This is a genomic window from Streptomyces sp. PTL18, from assembly GCF_059510295.1.
Map to the genome: position 1 here is coordinate 210,884 of NZ_JCAJZO010000004.1, position 25,095 is coordinate 235,978.

A 25,095-nucleotide genomic window follows, 5' to 3' on the forward strand; every position below is an offset into this window, starting at 1 on the left:
ACAACCATCAGGCGGGGCCGGTCGTCCCCTCCGTAGGAGTCTCACGGATGAGGGGCGCAGCCATGCCGACGAGCCGCCAGGCCACCTCGTCCCGCCACCGCCGCGGGACCGAACCCCCAAGCCGCCCCGACCGTGCCGCGGGGGGCCGCAAGCGGGGACCGCTGCGCATATCCCTGGCCGTCGCGCTCACCGTCGTGGTGCTCGGTACGGCCGGTCTGGGGTGGATCTACCTCAAGCTGAACGGCAACATCGACACCTTCGACGCCGGGGGCCTGTCGAAGACCCGGCCGGAGGCGGGGTCGTCGAAGGGGGAGAACGTCCTCGTCATCGGCACGGACGCGCGCACCGACGGCAACTCCGCGCTCGGCGGGGGCGACAGCAACGACATAGGCCGCTCCGACACCACTTTCCTGCTGCACGTCTACGCCGACCACCGGCATGCCGTCGCGGTCTCGATCCCCCGCGACACGCTGGTGACCATCCCGCCGTGCAGACTCCCCGACGGCACATGGACCAAGCCGCGCCCGACCACGATGTTCAACGCGGCCTACGAGGTCGGCGAGACCGCCAAGGGCAACCCCGCCTGCACCCAGAACACGGTGGAGAGCCTGACGGGGCTGCGCGTCGACCACACCGTCGTCGTCGACTTCAAGGGCTTCGCCGCCCTGACGGGCGCGGTCGGAGGCGTGCAGGTGTGCGTGCCGAAGGACGTGTACCAGGGGGACCTGAACCCCAACCGCGGCACCCGGGGCGCGCTGCTGTTCACGCGGGGCGTGCAGAACGTGTCGGGGCAGAAGGCCCTGGACTACGTGCGCATCCGGCACGGCATCGGGGACGGGTCGGACATAGGCCGTATCAAGCGTCAGCAGGCGTTCGTGGCCGCCCTGGTCAAGAAGGTGAGGAGCGACGGGCTCACCCCGGCCCACCTGCTGCCGCTCGCCGACGCCGCCACCAAGTCACTGACCGTCGATCCCGGACTCGGCTCGGCGGACAGGCTGATCTCCTTCGCGATGTCGCTGAAGGACATCGACCTGCACGACACCAAGTTCGTCACCATTCCCTGGCGGTACGTCGGCGAGCGCGTGGCCATCGTCGAGCCGGACGCGTCGGAGCTGTGGGCCGGGCTCCGGGCGGACCGCACCATCGACGGCAAGGACGCCACCGGCGCGAAGGGCAAGGCACACGCCTCCGCCTCACCGGGCCCGGGCGCGGACGTCTCCGGGGCCGGCATCGACGTCGCGGTCTACAACGGCACCACCACCGACGGCCTGGCCTCCCGAGCCGCCGCGAACCTCACCCGGTACGGCTTCACGGTCACCGGCACCGCCAACGCGCGCAGTCAGGACCACGCGAACACGGTCATCGAGTACGGCCCGGGCCTGAGGAGCGAGGCCCGAACGGTCGCCCGGCTCTTCCCCGGCGCGCAGCTGGAGCCCGTCACCGGCGCGGGCATCGACGTGGTCCTGGGCCGGACCCACGCCGCCGCCGTCCCCTCGGCCTCGCCCACACCCACCGCGCTGCCCTCCTCGGTGGCGGCCGACGCCCGCTCCGCCGACGACGATCCGTGCTCCGACCTCTCCTACGGGTGACGGGTCCTCAGGAGCCGGCCGCCCGGCCCGCCTTCGCCCAGTTGGCGTGCAGGCGGTCGAGGTAGGAGCGGGCCTGGGCGCCCGGGGTCGCTCCGCGCGCGAAGGCGAGCATGTTGCCCGCGCCGGCGTTGTAACCGAGGGCCAGCAGGTCGTCCTTGGTGTAGGAATCGGGCCAGCCGGCGGGCAGCTGTGCGGCCAGGTCGTGCAGGTACCAGGCCGCGGACTCGATGGCCAGGTCCCGGTCGTCGGGCAGTTCCTCCCAGCGGCGGCCGGCGAAGTCCCGGCCCTGTTTGACCGCGTCGAAGGTGGCGCGGTGCATGTCGGCGATACCGAAGGAGGCGTCCGGCTTGTACTTCTGCCAGGCCCGTTCCAGGGCCGGATCGTGCGGTTTGTAGGCCTCGTTGTAGAGGATCGCCATCAGCAGCCGGGCGTCGATCCCCGCCTGGCGGGCCCGGGCGCGGACCTGGGGCGCGTAGGCGGCCGGGTCGTACGCCGACGTACCCTTCGACGCGGACGGATCCGGCGAGGCGGAGGCGGAGGACGGGGTGGGGGCCGGGGTGGACGCCGCGGCCGGGGGCGGCACGCTGGACTGGGGAGTGCCGGCGGCCCGGACGATCACGTACAGAGCGAGGGCCAGCACCAGCACGGGAAGCCACTTGCGCCGCACCCGGGACTCGGCCATCTCTCGCCCCTCTCCCCCTGCTCCTTTCCGCCTCCCGTACCGTCACTCCTCGTAGTAGTTGTTGACCACGACATCCGGTTCGTCGTCGTCGAACGCCTCGTTCAGCAGCGCCCCGCCGATCAGTCCGGCCGCCCCCGCACCGATGAGCGCGCCCGTGCCGAAGCGGCGCCCGCCCCCGTGCTGCTGGTGGTCCGCGTACGGGCCGGGGTACCCCTGCTGCGCGGGCTGCGGGTACCCCTGCTGCACCGGCTGCGGGTACCCCTGCTGGGGCGGCTGTGGGTAACCCTGCTGGGGCGGGGTGTAGAACGGCGGCACCGTCGTCTGCACGCGCTGCGCACAGCCGCCGCACGCCTGGATCTGCCGGGGCACGCCCCACTGCGGCGACCAGGTCACCGTCGTCGTGCCGGGGCCGTGGGTCGCGTCGAAGAAGCACGTCATGGGGGAACTCCCTGGGGGTCGCGGTGGCGCGGTGACCGCCTGCGGCTGCGGGGTGGTCGGGGCGGACGGAAACGACGTACTGGCGTTCACCGCGGGCTCCGGGGCGGTGGCCGGCGGCACCGCGGTCGCGCTCTGCTTGAGGACGCTTACTCCGTAGTCGGTGGCGATGCCCGCCGGCCCGGAGGCGTAGCCCTGGCCGACGGCGCGGAACTTCCACTCCGCGCCGTGCCGGTACAACTCACCGAAGACGAGAGCGGTTTCCGCGGACAGACCGGCGGTTGCGAGGTCGTAACGGGCCAGTTCGGCACCGCCGTCCTCGTCGACGACCCGGATGTGGGCGCCTTCGAGTTGTGCGAAGGTCTGGCGGCGGACCGGGGCGTCGTAGAGCGACACCAGGAAGACGATCCTGGTGACTTCGCCCGGGACTCGCATCAGGTCCACGTGGATCTGCTGGTCGTCCCCGCCGACCTGGCCACCGCTGCCCAAGTGGCGGACCGTACCGTCCGGGCTGCTCAGGTTGTTGAAGAAGACGAAGTGCTCGTCGGACGGCACCGTGCCGCTCCGGTCGCACAGCAGTGCGCCGGCGTCCGGTTCGCAGCCCGTGTCCGCCTGCCAGCCCAGTCCCACGGTCACGGCAGTCAGGCCGGGGGCCTGCTTGCTCAGCGACACGTTGTCGCCCTTGGTCAGGGCCACACCCATCAACGTCCTCCACGGCCTTGTCGTCGTCCGCGTCCACCTTGATCGACGCATCTGGACGCTCATCAGTTCCCCGATTGCGCAGGAGACATGGGAAGAGAGGAGGACGGTCACCCGGGTGGCGCCATGCGGACCGCCGGAGGGAAGCAGGCTGTGCAGGCCGTCGGACACGCATGCGCATCGGCTTGCCACGGCTGCCAGGGCCTCTCCACGGTCGCCGCATCCGCCTCGGCCGGTCGCCGCGCCCGCCTCGACCCGGGCGCGGATTGCCCAGTGCGGTCGGGCCGGCCCATGCATCCGCCTCCGCCATCGCCGTCCGGGGCCCCGACCCGACCCGATCGGCGCGATCGGTATCGAAATCGGCGAGTCAGGCTCCTGACGGTCCGTCGCCCGGCGCACGCCGAGGCAAATGAACTCGGCCGCCGGGAAGTCGGACCTTCGATCGAACACCCCTTCGCGGACCGGCGCGACCTCTCGCCGGCCGGTGGCCACCTGATGCCACGTCACGTCAGCGAAGCACGCGGCACATCACGTCCGGACGCACGCTCGCCCCGCGTCCGTTCGTGATCGGACTAGTACTAATGGGGGTGCTGCCGACCGGGTTACTTTTCGGCCCGCAGGCACCCGGAGGGAGTACGAGCTCGCTCGCTTGCCGTGTTCTGCAGTGGTGGGAGGTGCTCCTCGGGTTGAAGGTGATCACGTCGCTGCTGCGATTTCCCTGTGCCGGCGTGGTGCCGGCCTTCGTGGTGGCGATGGAAGGACTACCTCTCATGCGAGCGACCCGGACCATGTTCGCCTCCGCGGCGATCGCCGCTGCCGTCGTGTTCTCCGCTCCCGCCGCGTTCGCCGTGTCGGTGCCCGAGGTTCGGGCTGCGGACGGCGGTTCCCGCGGCGGCGAGGAGCACGGCCACCACGAGGGCAGGGAGCACGGCCACCACAAGGGCAAGGATTCCGAGGACGAGGAGTACGGCGGCAAGAGCGAGGAGTACAAGGGCCGGGAGTCCAAGGGCGAGGAGAACGGCGAGGAAAAGGGCGAGGAGTTCAGCAAGGGCGAGGAGGGTGACAGCGACAAGGGCGGGGAGTCGAGGCACGGTGAGCACGGCCATTCCAAGGGCAAGCCGCGCGGTGGGGTGAAGGCCGGTGGCGGCGCGCTGGCCATGGCCAAGCAGGACGAGGGCGGCTGGTCGGGCGAGGACGACCAGTTCGGGCAGGAGGAGGAGCACGGCGGCGAGCACGGCCATGGTGGTGCGCGGCAGAAGGGCGACGAGGACGAGGGAGCGAGCGGGAGCGAGGAGCGCGGGGGCGAGGAGCACTGGGGCGGGAGCGAGGAGCACGGGTCGAAGAAGCCCCGCGGTGGGGTGAAGGCCGGTGGCGGCGGGCTGGCGGACTCCGGCAGCGGCCTGGCCGCGGGCTCGGTGCTGCTCCTCGGCGGTCTCGGTGCGGGAGCGTACATGCTGCGGCGCCGGGGCGCGTCGAGTGTTGCCGGTGCCTGATCGGCCGGCCTCGCCGATCGCTGCGCGGTCGCGGCCGCTGTCGTCCTCAACAGGGTGACGGCGTCCGCGGCTGCGGCGCTTGCGCCGGATGCCGCCGGCGCCTGAAGTCCGACCCTGGCCCCCGTCGATAAGAGGCACTGTCCGATGGCCCTCTCACAGTCCGCCCCACCGGATCGGCCGCTGAGCGGACCCAAGCCCCGTCGTACCGCCGGCCGTGCTCTGATGTGGCCGGCCGTGGCGATGGGGCTGGGCGCTCTGCTCATCCACAACTCACTGACCGGCACCCCGGCGGACCCCAAGCCGGTGGCTCCGACCACGATCGCCGTCCCGCCCGCGAACCTGGACCCGCCCGTGGACGCGGCCCCACCGGCGACCGCCACCCCGGTGGCTCCGGGACCGGATACGACGGCCAGCCCTCAGCGGCGGGGACTGCCGCGGTCGGCGCCGAAGCGGATCGAGATTCCGCAGATCGGGGTGGACGCACCGTTCACGGAACTCTCCCTGGCCGCCTCCGGACACCTGAACCCGCCGCCGGGGACCAACACCAACCTGGTGGGCTGGTACCGGGGCGGCGCCTCGCCGGGCGAGCGGGGCACCTCGATCGTGGTGGGGCACGTCGACACCAAGACCGGTCCGGCGGTGTTCGTGCTGCTGCGCACCCTCAGGCCGGGCAGCAGGGTGGACATCACCCGGGACGACGGCATCGTCGCCAGGTTCAAGGTCGACTCGGTCGAAACCTTCAGCAAGGCCGGCTTCCCGGACGACCGGGTGTACGCCGATGCCCCGACCCCTCAGCTCCGGCTGATCACCTGTGGCGGCGTCTACAACCGCAGCGTCCACGACTACGAGTCCAACGTGGTGGTGTTCGCCCATCTCGTCTCGGCCAGGCGACCGGCGGTATGACCGCGCGGGTGCGGCGGACCGGCGACCTGCCGACGGTGCGCCGCGCGCGTCGGTGGGTCGTCGAGACGGAGCGTCAAACGAGCGTCATGACGGGATGCCCCCCTTCGGCCGGTCCGCGGACCGCAGGGCTGTCACGAGTCGATCCCGACACTTCGCGCGCCGGCAGGGAGAGTGCGACCGCTGCTCGGTACGGGCGGATCCGGGTGAGGGACGACTGCACCCCTGGCCGGACCCACACGTGGCCGACCGTCGTACTCGGCTTCAGCGGGTGACGGTGGCGAGCACCGCGGCGTACTGCTCGGCGGTCACAGGTTCCAGCCACGTGGTACCATCGCCGTCGGCGTCGCCGACGACCATGGCGATGTGGGCCAGGAGAGTGGTGTCGGTGCCTCCGTGCCAGTGCTCCTCGCCGGGCGGGCACGTGACGGTCTGCCCGGCGCTGACCCGTACGACGTCTCCGTCGCGGGTGCCGACGAGTCCGACACCGTCGGTGGTTCGGTGAACTGCCGCACCGCCGCGTCGAGAGCGGCTTCGTGGATGTCGGCGAGACCGACTGCGGCGCCCGCCTCGGCGAAGGCGCGGGCGGTGGCCAGGCCCATGCCGGAGGAGGCTCCGGTGACGAACGCGACCTGGCCGGTGAAGTCGTACGTGGGGGTCAACGGGGCGCTTCCCTTTCCGCGCGGCGTGCAGGCGTGCAGGCGTGCATAGAGGGGCGTACAGGGCCGCACGCCGAGTGGGTGTGAGGACACCGGGGTCAGGTCAGTGCCTCGGCGGCGTCCTGGAGGGCGCCGGTGAGCGCGGCCGGGTCCGGGACGTCCGTCGGGAAGCCACAAGCCTCGATGCCTTCGCGGAGGAGACCGTCCGTCAGGTGCCCGAGGTGTTCGGCGCTGCGGGCGATCAGGGCGACGCCGTGGCCGACGGCGCCGAAGCGGCGTGCGGTGGCCGGCCCGAGGCCGGGGCAAGCACCGGCACCCGGCACCGACGAGAGCGAACGGGGCATGCCGGGGGTCCCCTCCATGAAGGGCCGGCGCCGGGGCGGGGCGGCCGGCCCCGGCGACACGGGAACGCACGGGGTCAGGGCTTGAGAAGTGCCTTGATGGCGCGGCGCTCGTCCATCGCCTTGTAGCCCTCGGCGACCTGGTCCAGGGGAAGGGTGAGGTCGAAGACCTTGCCCGGGTCGATCCGGCCGGTCAGGACGTGGTCGATGAGGTCGGGCAGGTAGCGGCGCACGGGGGCGGGGCCGCCGCACGCCCAGGGGCGTGCCGTCCGCACCCTGGAGGCACACAGCGCGCAGGAACGTCAGGGCGGCCGGCATGATCCGGCCATGGCCCGTCCGAGAACGTCTCGGCCAATGTGTGCACGCCTGATAACGCCGAGATCGCCATGAGGACAGCGCCAACTGTGCAGAATCGTCGCCGGCCACGTCCGATCCATCCGGCTCGGTCGAGCAGTGCTGGGGGTGCGGACGGGCGTCACCATGAAACAGGGGGACGCCCACGACGCCCTCGCTGCGCTGGTGGGGCTGAAACACCATGCGGCGATCATTCGGGGTCGCCGGACCGGTCCGCGTCCTCGGGGCTGTTGTCCGCCTGCATCGGCGGCCTCAGCGACCGACCGTCGCGGTGAGCCCAGATGTCACCGAGGACAACCTGGATGATGCCGGTGACGGGAATCGCCAGCAGGGCACCGAGGATCCCGGCAACTTCGGCGGCGATCAAGACGGCCAGCAGCACGGTGAGGGGATTGAGCTTGACCGTCCGGGACAGGATGACCGGTTGCAACAGGTGGTTCTCGGCCTGCTGGTAGACGATGAAGAAGACGATGGCCCCAATGCCGGCCGGCAGGGAGTGGACGAACGCTACTGCGGAAGCGACCACCGCACCAATGGTGGCCCCCACCAGAGGAATCAGGTCGGTCAGGGCGACGAAGAGGGCCAACAGACCGGCGAACGGCACTCCGGAAACCAGCAGCATGACGTAGGTCAGGAGCCCGCATATGAAGCTGATCAGCAGGTTTCCGGTCAGGTAACCGTTGACAGTTCGGGCGCACGCGGCACCGACGCGGCGCATGCGGGCCGCGGGCGCCTCGTCCAAGAGAGCCAAGGACCGATCTATGGCCTTTGGGCCCTCCAGGACCATTAGGTAAGCCAGGACAAAAATCGTGAGAGCGCCGGTCGCGGTACTCGCAGCACTGCGGACGAATTTCAAGGCGGGCGTGCTCAGCCCGGTGGCGAACGCCCGGATCTGCGCCTGATGCCGCTGGGCATACTGCAGAGCGTGCATCCGCTCCAGCAGGTTGCCGACCGGCCCGCGGCCGGCTCGGACGTCCCTGATCATCGCGGGCAGCCGATCGGCGAACCTGCTTCCCTCCTGGGCCAGGGGAATGACGAACAGGGCGATCACCGCGCCGACGGCTGCGGCAGCAGCCAAGAAGACCAGCAAGGTGGCGACCGACCGTCGGCACCGCGGCGCCCGTAGCTGCAGCACCTCGACGGCCGGATGGAGGGAGACGGCCAAGAACAACGCGATGACCGCCCAGATCAAGACCCGGCGAGCGTGAACCACCAGTTCGAGTACGACGTAGGTGGCGAGCAGCAGCCCGATGGTGGCGAGGATGGTTCGCACCGGAACCGGACGCGACGCCATGGGCACCGGGTGCCCAGCCCCAGTCATGGGAAACGAGGAGGCGGCGCCAGCACCCATCGCTGAGCCGCCGGTGATCGGCCGGCGCTGGAGAAGGCCACGGGGCTGCGTGGAGAGGAACAGGCCGGCCGCCCCGCCTGCGCCACAAAGCCGCAGGTCAAGCGCCCTTCACAGCAGGCTCCAAAAGAGCCACGCACTCCACGTGCGACGTCATCGGGAACAGATCGAACGCCCGCAGCGTCCGCACCCGGTACCCGCCCTCCCGGAAGTACGCCAGGTCCCGTGCCAGGGCGGCCGGGTCGCAGGCGACGTAGGCGATCCTCCGTGCGCCCAGCGTGGAGAGGTGGGCCACCGTCGCACGTCCCGCCCCCGCTCGCGGGGGGTCGAGGACGATCAGGTCGACCTCCGTGATGCCCGTGCGCGGCAGGACCGATTCGACCTTGCCCTGTTCGACGCGGACCCGCGGGAAGTCGGCGAGGTTGTGCCGGGCGTCCTCCACCGCGCGCCTGCCGGACTCGATGCCGAGCACCGCGCCCTTCTCGCCGACCCGGTCGGCCAGCGCGCCCGCGAAGAGGCCGACACCGCAGTACAGGTCGAGCGCCGTGTCGCCCTTGCGGGGCAGCAGGCCCTGCATCACCGCGGTGACCAGGGTGTCCGGCGCCTTGGGATGGACCTGCCAGAAGCCGCCCGCCCCGACGCGGTGCGTACGGCCGTCGGCGCGTTCGCGGACGAAGGGACGGCCGTGGACGCGGTGGACGCCGCCCGTCCTCTCGTCGACGCGCAGGACGGAGACGGGCTTGTCCAGTTCCACCAGCGGCAGGCGCGCGCCCGGCTTCGGGGTCAGGATGACCTGGCGGTCCTGCGAGCCCGTCGCCGCGATCGCCTCGACGGAGTCCATCCCCGTCCAGTCCCGCTTCTCGATGCCCAGCTCAGTGACGCCCTCGGCGGCGATCAGGCAGTGGTCGATCGGCTCGACCTCGTGGGAGCGGTGCCGGCGCAGGCCCGCCCTGCCGGACGGGTCCACCGCGTACTGCACCCGGGTACGCCACTGCGGCACCTGGCCGGCCGGCAGCTTGTCGCCCTCCGCCGGCACCACCGTGCCGTCCCAGCCCGCCTCCTCGGGGGTGAGACCCGCGAGCCGGCGCAGCTGCTCGGCGATCACCTCGGCCTTCAGCCGGCGCTGCGCACCCGGCTTGGCGTGCTGCCAGTCGCAGCCGCCGCAGCGGCCGGGGCCGGCGTAGGGGCAGGGCGCCTCCGCGCGGTCCTTCGACGCGTCCAGCACCCGCACCGCGTCCGCGCGCAGAAAGCGGGCTCCCTCGTCGCCTTCGGTCACCCGGGCCACGACCCGCTCGCCGGGCAGTGCGTGCCGGACGAAGAGGACCTGGCCGGCGTCCGTACGGGCGATGCAGTGGCCGCCGTGGGCGACGGGGCCGATCTCGACCTCGTACTCCTCCCCCACCAGCGACTTCTTCGGTTCTGCCTGCATGGGGGGCGACTCCAGATCCAGATGCGCGAAGGGGCGCGAGCACGTCGACGGCGCGTCGAACGGCTCGGCCGGACAACAGCCCACCAGTCTACGTGGGTGCCGTCCGGCCGTTCACCACGGTCCCCGGCGGGGTCAGCTCTGCGAGGCGTCGGAAGACCGGGACGCCCGGGAGCCCGACGGCTCCCGCGTCCGCTCCTGGGCCGGCCCGCGCCGCACCGCGCCCGGCGCGTTCCACTCCTGCCGCCTGCGGGCCCGCTGCCTGGCCGCCTCCGAGGACGCCAGCTGGTACGGCACCGAGGTCACCATGATGCCCGGCGTGAACAGCAGACGGCCCTTGAGCCGCAGCGCGCTCTGGTTGTGCAGCAGATGCTCGTACCAGTGACCCACCACGTACTCGGGGATGATCACGGAGACGGCGTCGCGCGGGGACTCGCGGCGCAGGCCCTTCACGTACTCGATCACCGGGCGGGTGATCTCCCGGTACGGCGAGTCCAGGATCTTCAGCGGTACGTCGATGCCGCGCCGTTCCCACTCCTCCCTGAGGGCCTTCGTCTCCGCCGGGTCGACGTTGACGCTGAGCGCCTCCAGGGTGTCCGTGCGCAGAAGTGTGGCGTAGGCGAGGGCGCGCAGCGTGGGGCGGTGGATCTTGGAGATCAGGACGACCGAGTGGACCCGGGAGGGGCGCACGCTGTCGTCGCTGGGGCCCTCGGGCGCGGTGAGCTCCTCGGCCACGCCGTCGTAGTGCCGGCGGATCGCGGTCATCGTCGCGTAGAAGATGCACATGCCGAGCAGGGCGACCCAGGCGCCGTGCGTGAACTTCGTGACCAGGACGACGACCAGCACCAGGCCGGTGAAGAAGGCACCGAAGGCGTTGATGGCGCGCGAGCGCATCATGTGGCGCCGCTTGGCCTGGTCGGTCTCGGCGGCCAGGTGGCGGTTCCAGTGCTTGACCATGCCGGTCTGGCTGAGCGTGAAGGACACGAACACGCCCACGATGTACAGCTGGATCAGCCGCGTCGAGTCGGCGCCGTAGAGGAAGATCAGCAAAGTCGCCGCGCCGGCGAGCAGCACGATGCCGTTGGAGAAGGCGAGGCGGTCGCCCCGGGTGTGCAGCTGGCGCGGCAGGTAGCGGTCCTGGGCGAGGATCGAGCCGAGCAGCGGGAAGCCGTTGTAGGCGGTGTTCGCGGCGAGGAACAGCACCAGCGCGGTGGCGGCGGCCAGGACGACGAACAGGAAGCTGCCCTTGCCGAAGACGGCCTCGGCGACCTGGGAGATCACCGGGTTCTGGACGTATCCGGAACCGAGCGGGTTGCCGCCGCGGAGCAGGTCGGTGGCCGGGTTCTCGGCCATGTGGACCTTGGTCGTCATGGCGAGGGCGATGATGCCGCAGAACATGGTGACGGCGAGCAGGCCCATCATGGCGAGCGTCGTCGCCGCGTTCTTCGACTTGGGCTTGCGGAAGGCCGGGACGCCGTTGGAGATCGCCTCGACGCCGGTGAGGGCCGCACAGCCGGAGGAGAAGGCTCGCAGCAGGAGGAAGACGAGCGCGAAGCCCGCTATGCCCTGGTGCTCGGCCCTGATCCGGTACGCGGCCGTCGGCGCCCGCATCGTGTCGTCGAGGACCAGCCCGCGGAACGCGCCCCAGATGATCATGATGAAGACGCCCGCGACGAAGACGTACGTCGGGATCGCGAACAGCGTGCCGGACTCCTTGACGCCCCGCAGGTTCATCAACGTGAGCAGCACGACCACGGCGACCGCGCAGAACACCTTGTGCTCGACGACGAACGGGATCGCGGAGCCCAGGTTCTCGATGCCGGAGGAGATCGACACGGCGACCGTGAGGACGTAGTCGACGAGCAGGGCGCTCGCGACGGTGAGGCCGGCCTTGGGGCCGAGGTTGGTGGTGGCCACCTCGTAGTCGCCGCCGCCGCTCGGGTACGCGTGCACGTTCTGCCGGTAGGAGGCGACCACCGTGAACATGAGCACGACGACGGCGACGGCGATCCAGGGGCTGAAGTGGTAGGCCGACACGCCCGCGATGGACAGGACCAGCAGGACTTCTCCGGGCGCGTACGCGACGGAGGAGAGCGGGTCGGAGGCGAAGACGGGGAGTGCGATGCGCTTCGGCAGGAGCGTTTCGCCAAGCCGGTCGCTGCGCAGTGCGCGCCCGATCAGGATCCGTTTGGGCACGTCGGTCAGTTTGGACACAACAGAGGATCGTAAGGGGTCGTTCGGGCGCCCCTCCACCCGCCGGGGGAGATCTGCCTCACGAGTGGAATCCTTGTGGGGGCGCGCCGCGGATCGGGCAGGTGAGGAGCTCGGCATGCCTCAATGACAAAGCCCCTTCGGTTGCCGCACCGGAGGTTTCCTCACGACGGACCCGGCACGGTGCACAGGGGTCCCACGGACGGACCGCGCGTGTGTAGCTTGGGCGGCGGTCTGAGAACCTGTGTGGACTGAGTCGTAACCATTGACACCGGAAGGACGGTCGTGCACATCGTCATCATGGGCTGCGGAAGAGTGGGTTCCGCTCTTGCCCAGACCCTGGAGCAACAGGGGCACACGGTCGCCGTGATCGACCAGGACCCCACCGCCTTCCGACGACTGGGCTCCGGGTTCGGCGGCCGTCGTGTCACCGGCGTCGGCTTCGACCAGGACACCCTGCGCGAGGCGGGCATCGAGGAGGCCGGTGCCTTCGCCGCTGTGTCCAGCGGCGACAACTCGAACATCATCGCGGCGCGGGTGGCCCGGGAGATGTTCGGCATCGAGAACGTCGCGGCCCGGATCTACGACCCCCGCCGCGCCGAGGTCTACCAGCGGCTCGGCATCCCGACCGTCGCGACGGTCCGCTGGACGGCGGACCAGATGCTTCGGCGTCTGCTGCCCTCCGGAGCCGAACCGCTGTGGCGGGACCCCACCGGCGGGGTCCAGCTCGCGGAGGTGCACGCGTCGCCGAAGTGGGTCGGCCACAAGATCAGCAAATTGCAGGAGGAGACCGGCGTCCGGGTGGCGTTCCTCACCCGGCTGGGCGAGGCGATGCTGCCCACCTCGCAGACGGTCCTGCAGGAGGGCGACCTCGTGCACGTGATGATGCGGACGGACGACGTCGAGAAGGTCGAGGCGGCGTTCGCCGAGGGCCCTGAAGAGGAGAGCGGTCACTGATGAGGGTCGCCATTGCCGGTGCCGGCGCGGTCGGTCGCTCGATCGCGGGCGAACTGCTGGAGAACGGCCACGAGGTCCTTCTCATCGACAAGGCGCCGACCGCGATCTCGGTCGAGCGCGTCCCGCAGGCGGAGTGGCTGCTGGCCGACGCCTGCGAGATCACGTCCCTGGACGAGGCGGCGCTCCAGCGCTGCAACGTGGTGATCGCCGCGACGGGCGACGACAAGGTGAACCTGGTCGTGTCGCTGCTGGCGAAGACGGAGTACGGCGTCCCGCGCGTCGTCGCCCGGGTCAACAACCCGAAGAACGAGTGGCTGTTCAACGAGGCGTGGGGCGTGGACGTGGCCGTGTCCACACCGCGCCTGATGTCGGCGCTGGTGGAGGAGGCGGTGAGCGTCGGCGACCTGGTCCGTCTGCTCCGCTTCAGCCACGGCGACGCCAACCTGGTGGAGCTGACCCTGCCGCCCGAGTCGGCCCTGGCGGGGACGCAGGTCGGCGATGTGCACTGGCCCGAGGACACGTCCCTGGTGACGATCATCCGCGGCACCCGGGTCCTGACCCCCTCCCAGGAGGACTCCCTGGAAGCGGGCGACGAACTTCTGTTCGTGGCGGCCCAGGCACGCGAGGGGCAGCTGGAGGAACTCCTGTCGGTGCGCAGGGAGGACGCGGCGGGTTAGGCCCGACGGTCCGGTCAGGGTGCGCCCGGGATGTCCGGGCGCACCGTCGGCCGCTTCACAGCGGCGTCCAGCGGGAGTCCGGGGGCGACATCCCCCGGACGGCACCCGGCACCGGGGACTAGGCCTCGCGGCGGTGCCGCCCGACTGCTCCCTCGCTCTTGGCGGCAGCCTCCGCAGCCTCTTCGGCCTCCATCTCCGCGAACACGTCGATCGGCGCGGGCGCCTTCGCCAGGAAGACCCATGTCAGCCACACGGCGAGCAGGAACGGCGGGATCTTCAACGTGATCAGGACCCAGCCCAGTTGGGCGGTGTCCGCCCACCAGTACAGAGGGAAGAGGATCGCGCACTTGCCGAGCAGGATCAGTCCCCAGGCCCAACTGGCCTTCGCGTACGCCCTCTTGCGACCCGGGTTGCGCGTGCGCCAGGAGAGGTTCTCCTTGAAGACCGGGCCGAGGATCAGGCCGATCAGCGGGACACCGGCGAGCGTGGTGACGATGTACGCGAGAGCCAGGCCCAGCGTGTAGAGCATGCCCGGGAGGTAGAAGTCCTTCGCGTTGCCGGTCATCATCGCGAAGACCACGCCGAACGCGACACCGAAGACGCCGCTGAAGGCGTGCTTCACGGTGTCCCGCATGGCGAGGCGGACCACCACCAGCAGCAAGGACACCGCGAGCGCGACGATCGCCGACCAGTGCAGGTTCTTGTTGATGGTGAAGATGGTGACGAAGAACAGGCCGGGCACCACGGTCTCGACCATGCCGCGGACCCCGCCGAACGCCTCGAAGAGCGCGGCCTCCGTCACCGCCCGCGGATCCTGCTGGGCGTCTTCGGTCGGCTTCTCGAGTGACGTCACCGGCTACTCCCGTCCGAGCGGTCTGAGTTCGTACTTGGGGTTGAACAGCACTCTGCGGCCCCGGCTCATCGAGATCCGGCCTGACGCGATCAGCTTGCGTCCCGGCTCTATCCCGACGATCGAGCGCCTGCCGAGCCACACCACGTCCAGCGCGGCCGAACCGTCGAACAGCTCGGCCTCCAGCGCCGGGACACCGGCCCGCGGGCGCAGCGTGACCGTGCGCAAGGTACCAGTAACCGTGACGATCTGTCGGTCGTGGCAGTCACCGATCCGCGTACAGCCCGCGGTTTCGGCGTCCTCCCGCAGTTCCTCCGACTCCAGGTCCTCCTGCGACGAGGAGAGCCGGTCCAGCATGCGCCGGAGGCGGCCCACCGGCTTCTCGGAACGAGGAACAGCGCTCATACAGAAAGCGTACCGGGGGCGCCGACAGCGACGTACAGCTGCACGGCCCCGCCCCCGCGGCTCACTTCTCGAACCGGTACCCCATACCCGGCTCCGTGATGAAGTGCTTCGGATGCGACGGGTCCGCCTCCAGCTTCCGTCGCAGCTGGGCCATGTACACCCGCAGGTAGTTCGACTCCGTCCCGTACGACGGCCCCCACACCTCCTGCAGCAGTTGTCTCTGGCTGACGAGGCGGCCCGTGTTGCGGACCAGCACCTCCAGCAGGTGCCACTCCGTGGGGGTGAGGCGCACGTCCTTCCCGGCCCTGCTGACCTTCTTCGCTGCCAGGTCGACGGTGAAGCCCTCGGTCTCCACGACGACGTCGTCCTCGCCGCCCCCGGTCGGTTCCGCGCGGCGGACGGCGGCGCGCAGGCGGGCCAGCAGCTCGTCCATGCCGAACGGCTTGGTGACGTAGTCGTCGGCGCCCGCGTCCAGCGCCTGGACCTTCTCGTCGGAGGAGTGGCGGGCGGACAGGACGATGATCGGCACCCGGGTCCAGCCGCGCAGCCCCTTGATCACCTCGACGCCCTCCAGGTCGGGCAGCCCGAGGTCCAGGACCACGACGTCGGGGGGGCGCGCGGCGGCGAGCTGGAGCGCGGACGCGCCGTCGGAGGCCGCGTCGACGTCGTACTTGCGTGCCTTGAGGTTGATCACAAGGGCGCGCACGATCTGCGGCTCGTCATCGACCACGAGCACCCGGGTCATGTGGTCTGCCTTTCTGGTTCGGCGAGTCGTACGGGGTGGTGGACGCCGTTCGCGGCCCTGAGGGTGAGGACCATCGTGAGCCCGCCGCCGGGGGTGTCCTCCGCGTTCAGGCCGCCGCCCATGGCCTCGGCGAAGCCGCGGGCGACCGCGAGACCCAGGCCGACGCCGGCGCCGCGGGGGGCGTCGCCGTAGCGCTGGAAGGGCTCGAAGATGCGTTCCTTCGCCTCGTCGGGCACGCCCGGGCCGCGGTCGACGACACGCACCTCGACCCGGTCGGCGAGGGCACTGGCGGCGACCAGTACGGAGGTGCCGAGGGGGCTGTACTTGACCGCGTTCTCGACGAGGTTCGCCACCGTGCGCTCCAGCAGCCCGGCGTCCACGGCCACCATCGGCAACGTCTCCGGGACGTCGAGGTCCACGCTGTCCTCCGGCACCCCGCCGAGCGCCATCGGGACCACCTCGTCGACGTCGATCTCCCGGATCAGCGGGGTGACGGTGCCGGTCTGGAGGCGGGACATGTCGAGCAGGTTGCCGACCAGGTGGTCGAGCCGGTCGGCGCCCTCCTCGATCGCCGCGAGAAGTTCCGCGCGGTCCTCCTCGGACCACTCGACGTCGTCGGACCTCAGGGAGGTCACCGACGCCTTGATACCCGCGAGGGGGGTGCGCAGGTCGTGGCTGACGGCGGCCAGCAGGGCGGTGCGGATGCGGTTGCCCTCGGCGAGGGTGCGGGCCTGTTCGGCCTCCTGCTGCAGACGCTGCCGGTCCAGGACGACCGCGGCCTGCGCGGCGAAGGCGGCCAGCACCCGGCGGTCGGAGGCGGGCAGGACCCGCCCGGACAACGCGAGCGCCATGTGGTCCGCGGCGGGCACGTCCACGTCCGCGTCCTCCGGCCGTTCGACCGGGGCGCCGGGGCCGACGCTGCCCGCGCAGACCCAGGGTGCGACGTCGCTCTCGCGTTCCAGCAGTGCCGCGGACTCCATGCCGAAGGTCTCCCGCACCCGCTCCAGGAGCGCCTCCAGGCCGGTCTCGCCGCGCAGCACGCTGCCCGCGAGGAAGGAGAGGATCTCCGACTCGGCGCGCAGCCGGGCCGCCTGGTGGGTGCGTCGGGCGGCGAGGTCCACCACCGAGGCCACCGACACCGCGACCGCGACGAAGATCGCGATGGCGACGATGTTCCGGGGATCGGCGATCGTCAGCCGGTGCAGCGGAGGCGTGTAGTAGTAGTTCAGCAGGAACGAGCCGAAGGCCGCCGAGGCGAGTGCCGGGAGGAGCCCGCCGAGCAGGGCCGCCGCCACGGTCAGCGTCAGGAAGAGCAGCATGTCGTTGGCGAGGCCCAGGTGGACGCCGTTGAGCAGCGGTGCGAGGACGGCCGGGCCGAGGACGCCGACGAGCCAGCCCGCGATGATGCGGGTACGGCCGAGGCGCGCGCCGCGGGCCACCGGCAGGCCGCGGCCCTTCGCGGCCTCCTCGTGGGTGACGATGTGCACGTCGAGGTCGGGCCCGGACTCGCGGGCGACCGTGGCGCCGACGCCGGGCCCGAAGACGTACTGCCAAGCCTTGCGGCGCGAGGAGCCGAGGACTATCTGGGTGGCGTTCGCGCCGCGGGCGAAGTCGAGCAGCGCCGCCGGGATGTCGTCGCCCAGCACGTGGTGGAAGGTGCCGCCCAGGTCCTCGACGAGGGTGCGCTGGACGGCGAGTTCCTTGGGCGAGGCGGAGGTGATCCCGTCGCTGCGGGCGATGTAGACGGCCATGACCTCGCCGCCGGCGCCCTTCTCCGCGAGGCGGGCGGCGCGGCGGATCAAAGTTCGTCCCTCGGGGCCGCCGGTGAGGCCGACGACGATCCGCTCGCGGGAACCCCAGATCGCCGACACCCGGTGCCGGCTGCGGTACTCGTTGAGGTGTTCGTCGACCCGGTCCGCCACCCACAGCAGGGCCAGCTCGCGCAGCGCGGTCAGGTTCCCGGGCCGGAAGTAGTTCGACAGGGCGGCGTCGATCTTGTCGGATCGGTAGACGTTGCCGTGCGCCATGCGCCTGCGCAGCGCCTGCGCAGACATGTCGACGAGCTCGATCTGGTCGGCGCGGCGCACCACCTCGTCGGGGACGGTCTCGCGCTGCCGTATGCCCGTTATCGCCTCCACGACGTCGCCGAGGGACTCCAGGTGCTGGATGTTGACGGTGGAGACGACGTCGATCCCGGCGGCCAGCAGCTCCTCGACGTCCTGCCAGCGCCTGGCGTTGCGGGAGCCGGGGACATTGGTGTGGGCGAGTTCGTCCACCAGGGCGACGGCGGGGGCGCGGAGCAGCACGGCGTCCACGTCCATCTCCGTGAAGGCGCTTCCGCGGTGCTCCAGCTCCCTGCGCGGGACCTGCTCCAGTCCGTGCAGCATCACCTCGGTGCGCGGCCGGCCGTGGTGCTCCACGAAGCCGACCACGCAGTCCGTGCCCCGCTCGACGCGCCGGTGCGCCTCGGACAGCATGGCGTAGGTCTTGCCGACGCCCGGTGCCGCACCGAGGTAGATCCGAAGCTTGCCGCGTCCCATGGCCCCATTGTCTTCTGGTGTCTTCCCGCCGCAGCTGCGCACGCTGCGTCGACCTTACGGCCAATAATCACGGCATATGGGGCACGAGACGTGGGGTGGGGCTTCTTTGACGGAACCCTGATACGCCCCTGCGGGCCGACGTCCGCCACGGGGAAGGCACGGGGGCCGCGCTCCATGGGAGGGGTGCGGCCCCGTGGTGGTTCTGCCGGCGGCGGCGCCGGGGGTTGCCGGCGGACCTCCGGTGGTCTCCTGGGCCTAGCGGACCTCGGTGATCTCCGGGCCGCGCTGCAGCTGGCCCATGCCGCCGGAGAAGCGGGAGGCGCCCTCCTCCTGCTGGACGCCCTCGGGCACCATCTGCGCATCGTTCGGCAGCTTCAGGACGATCGGGTCGCGCGGGGCCATCGGGCCGTCGCCCCGGACCACGACCGTGTCGCGGAAGATCTGCTCGAGCAGGCCGGCGGCCTGGGGCTGCACGGCGCCCTGCCCGGAGATCACGCCCCGCAGGAACCAACGGGGACCGTCCACGCCGACGAACCGCACCACCTGGAAACCGCTCGTGCCGTCCGGCAGCTGCACCGGCACCTGCGCGCGCAGCTCCCAGCCCAGCGGCCCCTCGACCTCGTCGACAATGCCACCCTGCTGGGTGATCCCGCTGGCGATCTCCTCGCGTACCTCGCCCCAGATGCCTTCGCGCTTGGGCGCGGCGAACGCCTGGAGCTGGACGGCGCTGTCGCGCAGCACGACGGTCGCCGCGACGATCGCGTCGCCCGCGACCTCCACCCGCAACTCCATGCCCTCGACCCCGGGCACGAACAGTCCGCCCAGGTCCACCCGGCCCTCGCCGGGCTCACGGACCTCGGACACGTCCCAGGGGCCGTCGGGCCGGGGCTCCGGTTCGAGCCTCACGCGCTCTCGCTCGACCTCGTCGTCCGCCTCAGTGTCGACACCGTCGACGACCTGCTCGGCCTCGCCGGCCGCGTCCTCGGCGGCACCCTTCTTCTTGCGACGTCCGAACACGTCACTGTCCTTCCCGGTCGGATACGACCGAAGCGTATCGATTCCCACCCGTTGTGCCGCCCACGGCGGCATGACCGCCGGTGGACCCGAAGCCCCCCTCGGCCCGCGCGGAGCCGGGAAGCTCCGCGACCTCCTGGAAGCGGACCCTCTCGACCTGCTGGACGACCAGTTGGGCAATCCGGTCGAAGCGCTCGAACCGCACGGACTCGCGCGGGTCGAGATTCACCACGATCACCTTGATCTCCCCACGGTACCCGGCATCCACCGTCCCCGGGGCATTGACGAGGGCGACACCGCAGCGTGCGGCGAGACCGGACCGCGGATGCACGAAGGCCGCGTACCCCTCCGGCAGCGCCACAGACACGCCCGTGGGCAGAACGGCCCGCTCTCCCGGTGCCAGTTCGCAGCCGACGGTGGTGCGCAGATCGGCTCCCGCGTCACCGGGGTGCGCATACGCCGGAAGCGGTACGTCCGGGTCGACGCGCCGGATCTGCACGTTCACCGGTTCGCCGCTCACGGGTTCACCTCGAAGGCTCGTGCGCGCCGGAGCCGGTCCGGGTCCTCCATGGCCGCCCGGATCTCCTGGGCGCGGCCGTGTTCGGTGAAGTGGTCCACCTTCACCTCGATGAACAGGGCCTCGGCACGGACCGCGACGGGTCCCCCGGGGCCGCCGATCCGCCCGGTCGCCCTCGAGTAGATCTTGCGTCCCGCCACCGCCGTCACTTCGGCCTCCAGATACAGCACGGTACCCACGGGCACGGGCCGTACGAAGTCGGTCTCCAGCCGCCCTGTGACCGCGATGGTGCGCAGCAGCCAGTTCAGGGAGCCGAGGGTCTCGTCGAGGGCGGTGGCGAGGACCCCGCCGTGAGCGAGGCCGGGCGCGCCCTGGTGCGCGGGGCGGACGGTGAACTCGGCGGTGACGGACACGCCCTCACCGGCCCGCGCCTCGAGACGCAGCCCGTGCGGCTGCTCTCCCCCGCACCCGAAACACTGCCCGTAGTGCGCGCCGAGGGGCTCACCCGGCGCCGGGGCGTCGGGGTGCCGTACGGGTGCCACCGCGTCGGCCGGGGGCGTCAGAACCGAGGAAGTACCACTCACAGGCGCAGACCTTACCCGCGCGTGAACGGGTCGCGGACACCGTGCCAAGCTTGGCTCCATGCAGCTCTCCGCGCCGCCGTACGAAGAACGCCTGACCGCGCCCCGCTCCTGGTGGCTGATGTGCCTCCTGGTCGGTGTCGCCATGGCCCTGGTACTGCTGCCGTTCGGACCGCTTCCGCTGCTCGGCGGACTGGTCGGCGGTACCGCGGCCTCGGCGGTCGTGGCCAGCTCCTACGGGTCGATCCGCATCCGCGTGGTCGGCGACGCGCTGATCGCGGGCGAGGCGAGGATCCCGGTGTCGGCGCTCGGCGAGGCGGAGGTGCTGGACCGGGACGAGGCCCGCGCCTGGCGCACGTACAAGGCGGACACGAGGGCTTTCATGCTGCTGCGCGCGTACATTCCGACGGCGCTGAAGGTGGAGGTCACGGATCCGGCGGACCCGACCCCGTACCTCTACCTGTCGACCAGGGAGCCGGAGAAGCTGGCGGCGGCGATCAAGGCGGCCCGGGCGGAGAGCCGGGGGACGCTGTAGGGCGGGTCGCCCTGTAGGGCGGGCCACGTTGCCGGGCCGCTCACTCCCCGAGCGGCGAGGGACCCGGTGGCTGCTCCAGCGGCGGCAGTTCCGGCAGGGCCTCCCACGGCACCTGCATCCTGCGCAGATCGTTCCGGATCCGCTGCGCGACCCTGCGGGTGTCGCGGCGGTTCATGACCGCGCCCACGGCGGCCCCGACCATGAACGGCATCAGGTTGGGCAGGTCCCGCACCACCCGCTTCATGATCCGCTGTCGCAGCTCCCGCTTCACGCGTCCGCCGAGGGCCGCGTCGACGGTGGCGGGGTTGGTCATGTCGATCCCGCGCTCGCCGGCCCAGGACCTCAGGTACAGCGTGCTGCGCTGGGCGAGGCCGCCGGGCGGCCGTAGCCCGTACACCTCGTGCAGTTCGGCGATCAGCTTGAGCTCGATCGCCGCGACACCGGTGATCTCCGCGGCCAGCTCGGTCGGGAGGGCCGGAGGCACCGGCAGCATCGCCGCGGCACCGACCGAGGCTCCGACCGTGGCCGTCGCCGCCGCCGCGCCCGCGACCAGTTTGTCGGCGATCTCCTCGGGTCCGAGGCCGGGAAACTGCCGGCGCAGGACGGCGAGGTCCCGTACCGGGATGCGCGGGGCCATGTCGATGATCCGGTCGGCGAGATACGCCAGAGCCGCCCTGGCCGCGTCGCCGCCCCTGCGGACGCCCTCCCGGAGTCCTGTGCGGATTCCCCCGCGGACGGCGGCCGCGCGGCGCCGTACGGCCGGCACCAGGGGCCCCGCCGGGGCCGCCGGGGCATGCGATTCGAGCGAGGCTGTTCTCTCACCGGAAGAGCCCCGCTCGACGTCACGTGCGCCGTGGGAGCCCTTGTCGGGCTCCTGCTCCGCTCCCCCGTGTGTGAAGCGGCGCTTCCAAGGAGGGGTCGAGCCGGTCACGGCCGACCCTGCCTCAGTCGCAGTCGCGGCAGATCGGCTGCCCGTTCTTCTCCCGTGCCAGCTGGCTGCGGTGGTGCACCAGGAAGCAACTCATGCAGGTGAACTCGTCCTGCTGCTTCGGGAGCACCCGGACGGCCAGCTCCTCGTTGGAAAGATCGGCGCCCGGCAGTTCCAGGCCCTCCGCGGCCTCGAACTCGTCGACGTCTACGGCGGAGGCGGACTTGTCGTTCCGCCTGGCCTTCAGCTCTTCGAGGCTGTCGGAGTCGACGTCGTCGTCGGTCTTGCGTGGGGTGTCGTAATCCGTTGCCATTTCGCTCTCCCCCTCTGGGTCTCTGCGGTGTCTCCAGCGCACGTAACGCGTGAGAGGCCGGACTTGTGCCCGCCTCGAGGCGGAGATTTTGCCTCACATCAAGGTCTGTTACTCAATCGACACCCAACCGGACTCCTCAAGAGTGATCGGCTTGGATGGCGAAGCGGACCGTACACGGTCCCGGTGGCACAGTTCAAAGCCATCTCACCGCGTACTACCCGTGATCCAGGCACCGGAAAACCCGGATATTCCGGCTTTGTTGACGCTCCCGACATCACGGAGCGTAGGTGGCCGGAATCATTTCCCTGTGATCGATCGCACACCGCCCAACCTGGACCCTCGCCCGAAAATTCCGCCCAAAGCGAACTCCGGGGCGAGGGTGGGGCATGATCTCAGAGCGGTAGGGTGACGCGCATCACAAGCCCACCCCCTTCGCGCGGCTGTGCGCTGATGTGACCGCCGTGGGCGCGGGCGACGGACCTCGCGATGGACAGGCCGAGGCCCACGCCCTTGTCGCTGCCCGTGCGCTCCGTGCGCAGCCGCGTGAAGGGTTCGAAGAGGTTGTCGATCTCGTACGCGGGGACCACCGGTCCGGTGTTCGAGACGACCAGCACCGCCTGGCCGTGCTCGGCCTGCGTGGTCACCTCGACCCAGCCGCCCTCCGGAATGTTGTAGCGCACCGCGTTCTGCACGAGGTTCAGGGCGATCCGCTCCAGCAGGACACCGTTGCCCTGGACGACCACGGGGGCTCGCTCGCCGCGGATCTCGACGCCCTTGGCCTCCGCCTCGGCGTGCACCTGGTCGATGGCCTGGGAGGCCACCTCGGCGATGTCGACCGGCTTGCGCTCGACGATCTGGTTGTCGCTGCGGGCGAGCAGCAGCAGGCCCTCCACGAGCTGCTCGCTGCGCTCGTTGGTGGCGAGCAGCGTCTTGCCGAGCTGCTGCAGTTCGGCGGGGGCGCCGGGGTCGGACAGGTGCACCTCGAGCAGCGTGCGGTTGATGGCCAGCGGGGTGCGCAGCTCGTGTGAGGCGTTGCCGACGAACCGCTGCTGGGCCATGAAGGCCCGCTGCAGCCGCTCCAGCATGTCGTCGAAGGTGTCCGCGAGCTCCTTCAGCTCGTCGTCCGGGCCGTCCAGCTCGATACGGCGGGACAGGTCCGAGCCGGCCACCGCACGTGCGGTGCGGGTGATCCGGCCGAGCGGCGAGAGCACACGGCCGGCCATCGCGTACCCGAAGGCGAAGGCGATCACCGCGAGGCCGAGCAGGGCCAGCAGCGACTGGCTGAGGAGGTTGTCCAGGGCGTGCTGGCGCTGTTCGTTCACGCAGGCGTCCAGGGCGTCGTTGAGCACGCTCGCCGAGGTCTGCTGCGGCAGGTTGCAGGTGTCGCTGGCCACCTGGCCCTGAAGGATCTTGAACGGGAGTTCGCTGCCCGCGTTGAGGGCGTGCGCCGCGAACAGGTAGATGATCGACAGCAGCAGGATGCCGGCGATCAGGAACATGCCGCCGTAGAGCAGCGTGAGCCTTATGCGGATGGTCGGACGCAGCCAGGGGAACGGCAGTTCCGGCCTGCGGGGGTCCCAGGTGGGCTTGGGCGGCGCCGTGGGTGGTGCGGGTGTCGTGGCCACGGTCATCAGATCCGGTATCCGGAGCCGGGAACGGTGACGATGACGGGGGGCTCGCCGAGCTTGCGGCGCAGGGTCATCACGGTCACGCGTACCACGTTGGTGAAGGGGTCGGTGTTCTCGTCCCAGGCCTTCTCCAGCAGCTGCTCGGCCGAGACGACCGCGCCCTCGCTGCGCATGAGGACCTCCAGGACGGCGAACTCCTTGGGAGCGAGCTGGACCTCGCGGCCGTCGCGGAAGACCTCGCGGCGGTTGGGGTCGAGCTTGATCCCGGCGCGCTCCAGGACGGGCGGCAGCGGCACGCTCGTACGCCGGCCGAGGGCACGCACGCGTGCGATGAGCTCGCTGAACGCGAACGGCTTCGGGAGATAGTCGTCGGCGCCGATCTCCAGGCCCTCCACGCGGTCACTGACGTCGCCGGACGCGGTCAGCATCAGCACACGCGTGGCCATGCCGAGCTCGACGATCTTTCGGCACACGTCGTCGCCGTGCACGAGCGGGAGGTCGCGGTCGAGGACGACCACGTCGTAGTCGTTGACGCCGATGCGCTCCAGGGCGGCCGCACCGTCGTACACGACGTCGACGGCCATGGCCTCCCGGCGCAGTCCGGTGGCCACCGCATCGGCGAGCAGTTGCTCGTCCTCGACGACGAGTACGCGCACGTCGCTTGTCCTTCCTCTGTCCACCCGGGTCGCCCGTTTGCGGGCAGCCCACGGGCAGGTTCTGTCACTGGTCAAGGGCTCCATCCTGCCCTTTTCGACCGTAAACCGGCTGTAAGGCGGCGGGAAGCGGCCTCCGGGGGCGGATCCGGGGGTCCGGGAATGCGAAATTTTCTCGCGCGGTTGAGGTTTCCGCGGGAGGGAGCCGGGGGAGGACGGCTTTACACCCCGCGATCACTCTCTGCATGTGGCACACCACCACGTGGTCGGCTGCTCACCGCTTCCCGCAGAGCGGGCGTGGGTGTCCGGCACCGTCGCCGCCCAGCCAGGGCTGCGCTGGGCACCCAACGGAGACGTGATCGCCCCTCCCACACGGCACACCCCCGTGCCACCGACCCACGACCCAGGACGAGGGGGCGCAGCATGGACGCATTCACCGCAGGACTTCTGCAGCGCATACGGGCGACCGAGTCCGACCTGACGCGGGCCCGCGAAACCGGCGACGACTTCCTCGCGGAGGTCGAGCAGTCGGAGCTCGACGACCTGCACCGCCTTGCCGCCGAGCACGGTGTGGAAGTCACCGCGACGCGCGTCTGATCAGCTCGCACGAAGCGG

24 protein-coding genes and 3 pseudogenes are annotated in these 25,095 nt (G+C 71.1%); 7 read left to right on the forward strand and 20 right to left on the reverse strand.

Annotated elements, in window-relative coordinates; all coding sequences use genetic code 11:
• Positions 1-62: 62 nt before the first annotated feature.
• On the forward strand, positions 63-1,589 hold the full coding sequence (locus AC5WS8_RS09990; protein ID WP_496102961.1) for an LCP family protein: 1,527 nt from the start codon (positions 63-65) through the stop codon (positions 1,587-1,589).
• Between the two features lie 7 nt (positions 1,590-1,596).
• Here AC5WS8_RS09990 and AC5WS8_RS09995 read toward each other — a convergent pair whose 3' ends face one another.
• Both AC5WS8_RS09995 and AC5WS8_RS10000 read right to left on the reverse strand, forming a co-directional pair.
• The gene (locus AC5WS8_RS09995) at positions 1,597-2,271 is read right to left on the reverse strand and encodes a lytic transglycosylase domain-containing protein (RefSeq protein WP_496102962.1); all 675 of its coding nucleotides are present in this window, start codon (positions 2,269-2,271) and stop codon (positions 1,597-1,599) included.
• A gap of 42 nt (positions 2,272-2,313) precedes the next feature.
• On the reverse strand, positions 2,314-3,408 hold the full coding sequence (locus AC5WS8_RS10000) for a TerD family protein (RefSeq protein ID WP_496102963.1): 1,095 nt from the start codon (positions 3,406-3,408) through the stop codon (positions 2,314-2,316).
• A gap of 767 nt (positions 3,409-4,175) precedes the next feature.
• Between AC5WS8_RS10000 and AC5WS8_RS10005 the strand changes: the two genes are divergently transcribed.
• Complete coding sequence (locus AC5WS8_RS10005; protein ID WP_496102964.1) at positions 4,176-4,898, forward strand: hypothetical protein; 723 nt, start codon at positions 4,176-4,178, stop codon at positions 4,896-4,898.
• 144 nt (positions 4,899-5,042) lie between these two features.
• Positions 5,043-5,801: a class F sortase gene (locus AC5WS8_RS10010; RefSeq protein WP_496102965.1), complete on the forward strand. Its 759-nt coding sequence runs from the start codon at positions 5,043-5,045 to the stop codon at positions 5,799-5,801.
• Between the two features lie 261 nt (positions 5,802-6,062).
• On the opposite strand, the pseudogene AC5WS8_RS10015 reads toward AC5WS8_RS10010, so the two are convergent.
• The 7 genes and pseudogenes from AC5WS8_RS10015 to AC5WS8_RS10045 form a co-directional block, all read right to left on the reverse strand.
• Positions 6,063-6,299 (reverse strand): annotated as a pseudogene (locus tag AC5WS8_RS10015) (cupin domain-containing protein); the annotation flags it as partial.
• Positions 6,296-6,460: pseudogene (locus tag AC5WS8_RS10020) on the reverse strand (SDR family NAD(P)-dependent oxidoreductase); the annotation flags it as partial. The pseudogenes AC5WS8_RS10015 and AC5WS8_RS10020, both read right to left, overlap by 4 nt.
• 95 nt (positions 6,461-6,555) lie before the next feature.
• Positions 6,556-6,801, reverse strand: a complete 246-nt coding sequence (locus AC5WS8_RS10025; RefSeq protein WP_496102966.1) for an SDR family NAD(P)-dependent oxidoreductase — start codon at positions 6,799-6,801, stop codon at positions 6,556-6,558.
• Between the two features lie 74 nt (positions 6,802-6,875).
• Positions 6,876-7,046, reverse strand: a pseudogene (locus AC5WS8_RS10030) (IMP dehydrogenase); the annotation flags it as partial.
• Between the two features lie 296 nt (positions 7,047-7,342).
• Positions 7,343-8,425, reverse strand: a complete 1,083-nt coding sequence (locus AC5WS8_RS10035; RefSeq protein WP_496102967.1) for an AI-2E family transporter — start codon at positions 8,423-8,425, stop codon at positions 7,343-7,345.
• A gap of 175 nt (positions 8,426-8,600) precedes the next feature.
• Positions 8,601-9,929, reverse strand: coding sequence for a class I SAM-dependent RNA methyltransferase (locus AC5WS8_RS10040; protein ID WP_496102968.1), 1,329 nt, complete (start codon positions 9,927-9,929; stop codon positions 8,601-8,603).
• Between the two features lie 132 nt (positions 9,930-10,061).
• The gene (locus tag AC5WS8_RS10045) at positions 10,062-12,140 is read right to left on the reverse strand and encodes an APC family permease (protein WP_496102969.1); all 2,079 of its coding nucleotides are present in this window, start codon (positions 12,138-12,140) and stop codon (positions 10,062-10,064) included.
• Between the two features lie 282 nt (positions 12,141-12,422).
• Between AC5WS8_RS10045 and AC5WS8_RS10050 the strand changes: the two genes are divergently transcribed.
• Positions 12,423-13,094 (forward strand): potassium channel family protein, encoded by a 672-nt coding sequence (locus AC5WS8_RS10050; RefSeq protein ID WP_496102970.1) that lies wholly within the window; start codon positions 12,423-12,425, stop codon positions 13,092-13,094.
• Positions 13,094-13,771, forward strand: a complete 678-nt coding sequence (locus AC5WS8_RS10055) for a potassium channel family protein (RefSeq protein WP_496102971.1) — start codon at positions 13,094-13,096, stop codon at positions 13,769-13,771. The genes AC5WS8_RS10050 and AC5WS8_RS10055 overlap by 1 nt, the downstream gene beginning before the upstream one ends.
• A 118-nt stretch (positions 13,772-13,889) precedes the next feature.
• Here AC5WS8_RS10055 and AC5WS8_RS10060 read toward each other — a convergent pair whose 3' ends face one another.
• The 7 genes from AC5WS8_RS10060 to AC5WS8_RS10090 all read right to left on the reverse strand — a co-directional run bounded on the left by AC5WS8_RS10060 (position 13,890) and on the right by AC5WS8_RS10090 (position 20,426).
• Positions 13,890-14,624: a DUF3159 domain-containing protein gene (locus AC5WS8_RS10060; RefSeq protein ID WP_496102972.1), complete on the reverse strand. Its 735-nt coding sequence runs from the start codon at positions 14,622-14,624 to the stop codon at positions 13,890-13,892.
• A gap of 3 nt (positions 14,625-14,627) precedes the next feature.
• Positions 14,628-15,026: an OB-fold nucleic acid binding domain-containing protein gene (locus AC5WS8_RS10065; protein ID WP_200418474.1), complete on the reverse strand. Its 399-nt coding sequence runs from the start codon at positions 15,024-15,026 to the stop codon at positions 14,628-14,630.
• A gap of 61 nt (positions 15,027-15,087) precedes the next feature.
• Entirely contained in the window at positions 15,088-15,771 is a 684-nt protein-coding gene (locus AC5WS8_RS10070; RefSeq protein WP_496102973.1) for a response regulator, read from the reverse strand.
• Positions 15,768-18,311 (reverse strand): ATP-binding protein, encoded by a 2,544-nt coding sequence (locus AC5WS8_RS10075; protein WP_496102974.1) that lies wholly within the window; start codon positions 18,309-18,311, stop codon positions 15,768-15,770. The genes AC5WS8_RS10070 and AC5WS8_RS10075 overlap by 4 nt, the downstream gene beginning before the upstream one ends.
• A 255-nt stretch (positions 18,312-18,566) precedes the next feature.
• Positions 18,567-19,328 (reverse strand): DUF3710 domain-containing protein, encoded by a 762-nt coding sequence (locus tag AC5WS8_RS10080; RefSeq protein ID WP_496102975.1) that lies wholly within the window; start codon positions 19,326-19,328, stop codon positions 18,567-18,569.
• 1 nt (position 19,329) lies between these two features.
• Complete coding sequence (gene dut, locus AC5WS8_RS10085; RefSeq protein WP_496102976.1) at positions 19,330-19,845, reverse strand: dUTP diphosphatase; 516 nt, start codon at positions 19,843-19,845, stop codon at positions 19,330-19,332.
• Complete coding sequence (locus AC5WS8_RS10090; RefSeq protein WP_496102977.1) at positions 19,842-20,426, reverse strand: PaaI family thioesterase; 585 nt, start codon at positions 20,424-20,426, stop codon at positions 19,842-19,844. Before AC5WS8_RS10090 ends, dut begins: the two co-directional genes overlap by 4 nt.
• A 58-nt stretch (positions 20,427-20,484) precedes the next feature.
• On the opposite strand from AC5WS8_RS10090, the gene AC5WS8_RS10095 reads away from it, so the two are divergent.
• Positions 20,485-20,958, forward strand: a complete 474-nt coding sequence (locus AC5WS8_RS10095; protein ID WP_496102978.1) for a DUF3093 domain-containing protein — start codon at positions 20,485-20,487, stop codon at positions 20,956-20,958.
• A gap of 40 nt (positions 20,959-20,998) precedes the next feature.
• Here the strand turns inward: AC5WS8_RS10095 and AC5WS8_RS10100 are convergent, their stop codons facing one another.
• The 4 genes from AC5WS8_RS10100 to AC5WS8_RS10115 all read right to left on the reverse strand — a co-directional run bounded on the left by AC5WS8_RS10100 (position 20,999) and on the right by AC5WS8_RS10115 (position 24,483).
• Positions 20,999-21,889: a hypothetical protein gene (locus tag AC5WS8_RS10100; protein ID WP_496102979.1), complete on the reverse strand. Its 891-nt coding sequence runs from the start codon at positions 21,887-21,889 to the stop codon at positions 20,999-21,001.
• A 13-nt stretch (positions 21,890-21,902) separates the two neighbouring features.
• Positions 21,903-22,199, reverse strand: a complete 297-nt coding sequence (locus tag AC5WS8_RS10105; protein ID WP_003993510.1) for a DUF4193 domain-containing protein — start codon at positions 22,197-22,199, stop codon at positions 21,903-21,905.
• A gap of 392 nt (positions 22,200-22,591) precedes the next feature.
• Positions 22,592-23,824 (reverse strand): sensor histidine kinase, encoded by a 1,233-nt coding sequence (locus AC5WS8_RS10110; RefSeq protein WP_496103153.1) that lies wholly within the window; start codon positions 23,822-23,824, stop codon positions 22,592-22,594.
• Positions 23,825-23,829: 5 nt separating this feature from the next.
• A complete protein-coding gene (locus AC5WS8_RS10115) occupies positions 23,830-24,483 on the reverse strand; it encodes a response regulator transcription factor (RefSeq protein WP_360960674.1) in 654 nt (217 codons plus the stop codon).
• Positions 24,484-24,903: 420 nt separating this feature from the next.
• Between AC5WS8_RS10115 and AC5WS8_RS10120 the strand changes: the two genes are divergently transcribed.
• Positions 24,904-25,077 carry a hypothetical protein gene (locus tag AC5WS8_RS10120; RefSeq protein ID WP_388561937.1) on the forward strand — a complete coding sequence of 58 codons (174 nt, stop codon included), beginning with the start codon at positions 24,904-24,906 and terminating at the stop codon, positions 25,075-25,077.
• The last annotated feature ends 18 nt before the right edge of the window (positions 25,078-25,095 follow it).

Excerpts from the sequence above, each read along its gene's own strand:
- AC5WS8_RS10075 (WP_496102974.1), bottom strand. The coding sequence starts at position 18,311 with ATGGGACGCGGCAAGCTTCGGATCTACCTCGGTGCGGCACCGGGCGTC.
- AC5WS8_RS10065 (WP_200418474.1), bottom strand. The coding sequence starts at position 15,026 with ATGAGCGCTGTTCCTCGTTCCGAGAAGCCGGTGGGCCGCCTCCGGCGC.
- AC5WS8_RS10070 (WP_496102973.1), bottom strand. The coding sequence starts at position 15,771 with ATGACCCGGGTGCTCGTGGTCGATGACGAGCCGCAGATCGTGCGCGCC.
- AC5WS8_RS10010 (WP_496102965.1), top strand. The coding sequence starts at position 5,043 with ATGGCCCTCTCACAGTCCGCCCCACCGGATCGGCCGCTGAGCGGACCC.
- AC5WS8_RS09995 (WP_496102962.1), bottom strand. The coding sequence starts at position 2,271 with ATGGCCGAGTCCCGGGTGCGGCGCAAGTGGCTTCCCGTGCTGGTGCTG.
- AC5WS8_RS10055 (WP_496102971.1), top strand. The coding sequence starts at position 13,094 with ATGAGGGTCGCCATTGCCGGTGCCGGCGCGGTCGGTCGCTCGATCGCG.
- AC5WS8_RS10095 (WP_496102978.1), top strand. The coding sequence starts at position 20,485 with ATGCAGCTCTCCGCGCCGCCGTACGAAGAACGCCTGACCGCGCCCCGC.
- AC5WS8_RS10120 (WP_388561937.1), top strand. The coding sequence starts at position 24,904 with ATGGACGCATTCACCGCAGGACTTCTGCAGCGCATACGGGCGACCGAG.
- AC5WS8_RS10040 (WP_496102968.1), bottom strand. The coding sequence starts at position 9,929 with ATGCAGGCAGAACCGAAGAAGTCGCTGGTGGGGGAGGAGTACGAGGTC.
- AC5WS8_RS10005 (WP_496102964.1), top strand. The coding sequence starts at position 4,176 with ATGCGAGCGACCCGGACCATGTTCGCCTCCGCGGCGATCGCCGCTGCC.
- AC5WS8_RS10025 (WP_496102966.1), bottom strand. The coding sequence starts at position 6,801 with ATGCCCCGTTCGCTCTCGTCGGTGCCGGGTGCCGGTGCTTGCCCCGGC.
- AC5WS8_RS10105 (WP_003993510.1), bottom strand. The coding sequence starts at position 22,199 with ATGGCAACGGATTACGACACCCCACGCAAGACCGACGACGACGTCGAC.
- AC5WS8_RS09990 (WP_496102961.1), top strand. The coding sequence starts at position 63 with ATGCCGACGAGCCGCCAGGCCACCTCGTCCCGCCACCGCCGCGGGACC.
- AC5WS8_RS10000 (WP_496102963.1), bottom strand. The coding sequence starts at position 3,408 with ATGGGTGTGGCCCTGACCAAGGGCGACAACGTGTCGCTGAGCAAGCAG.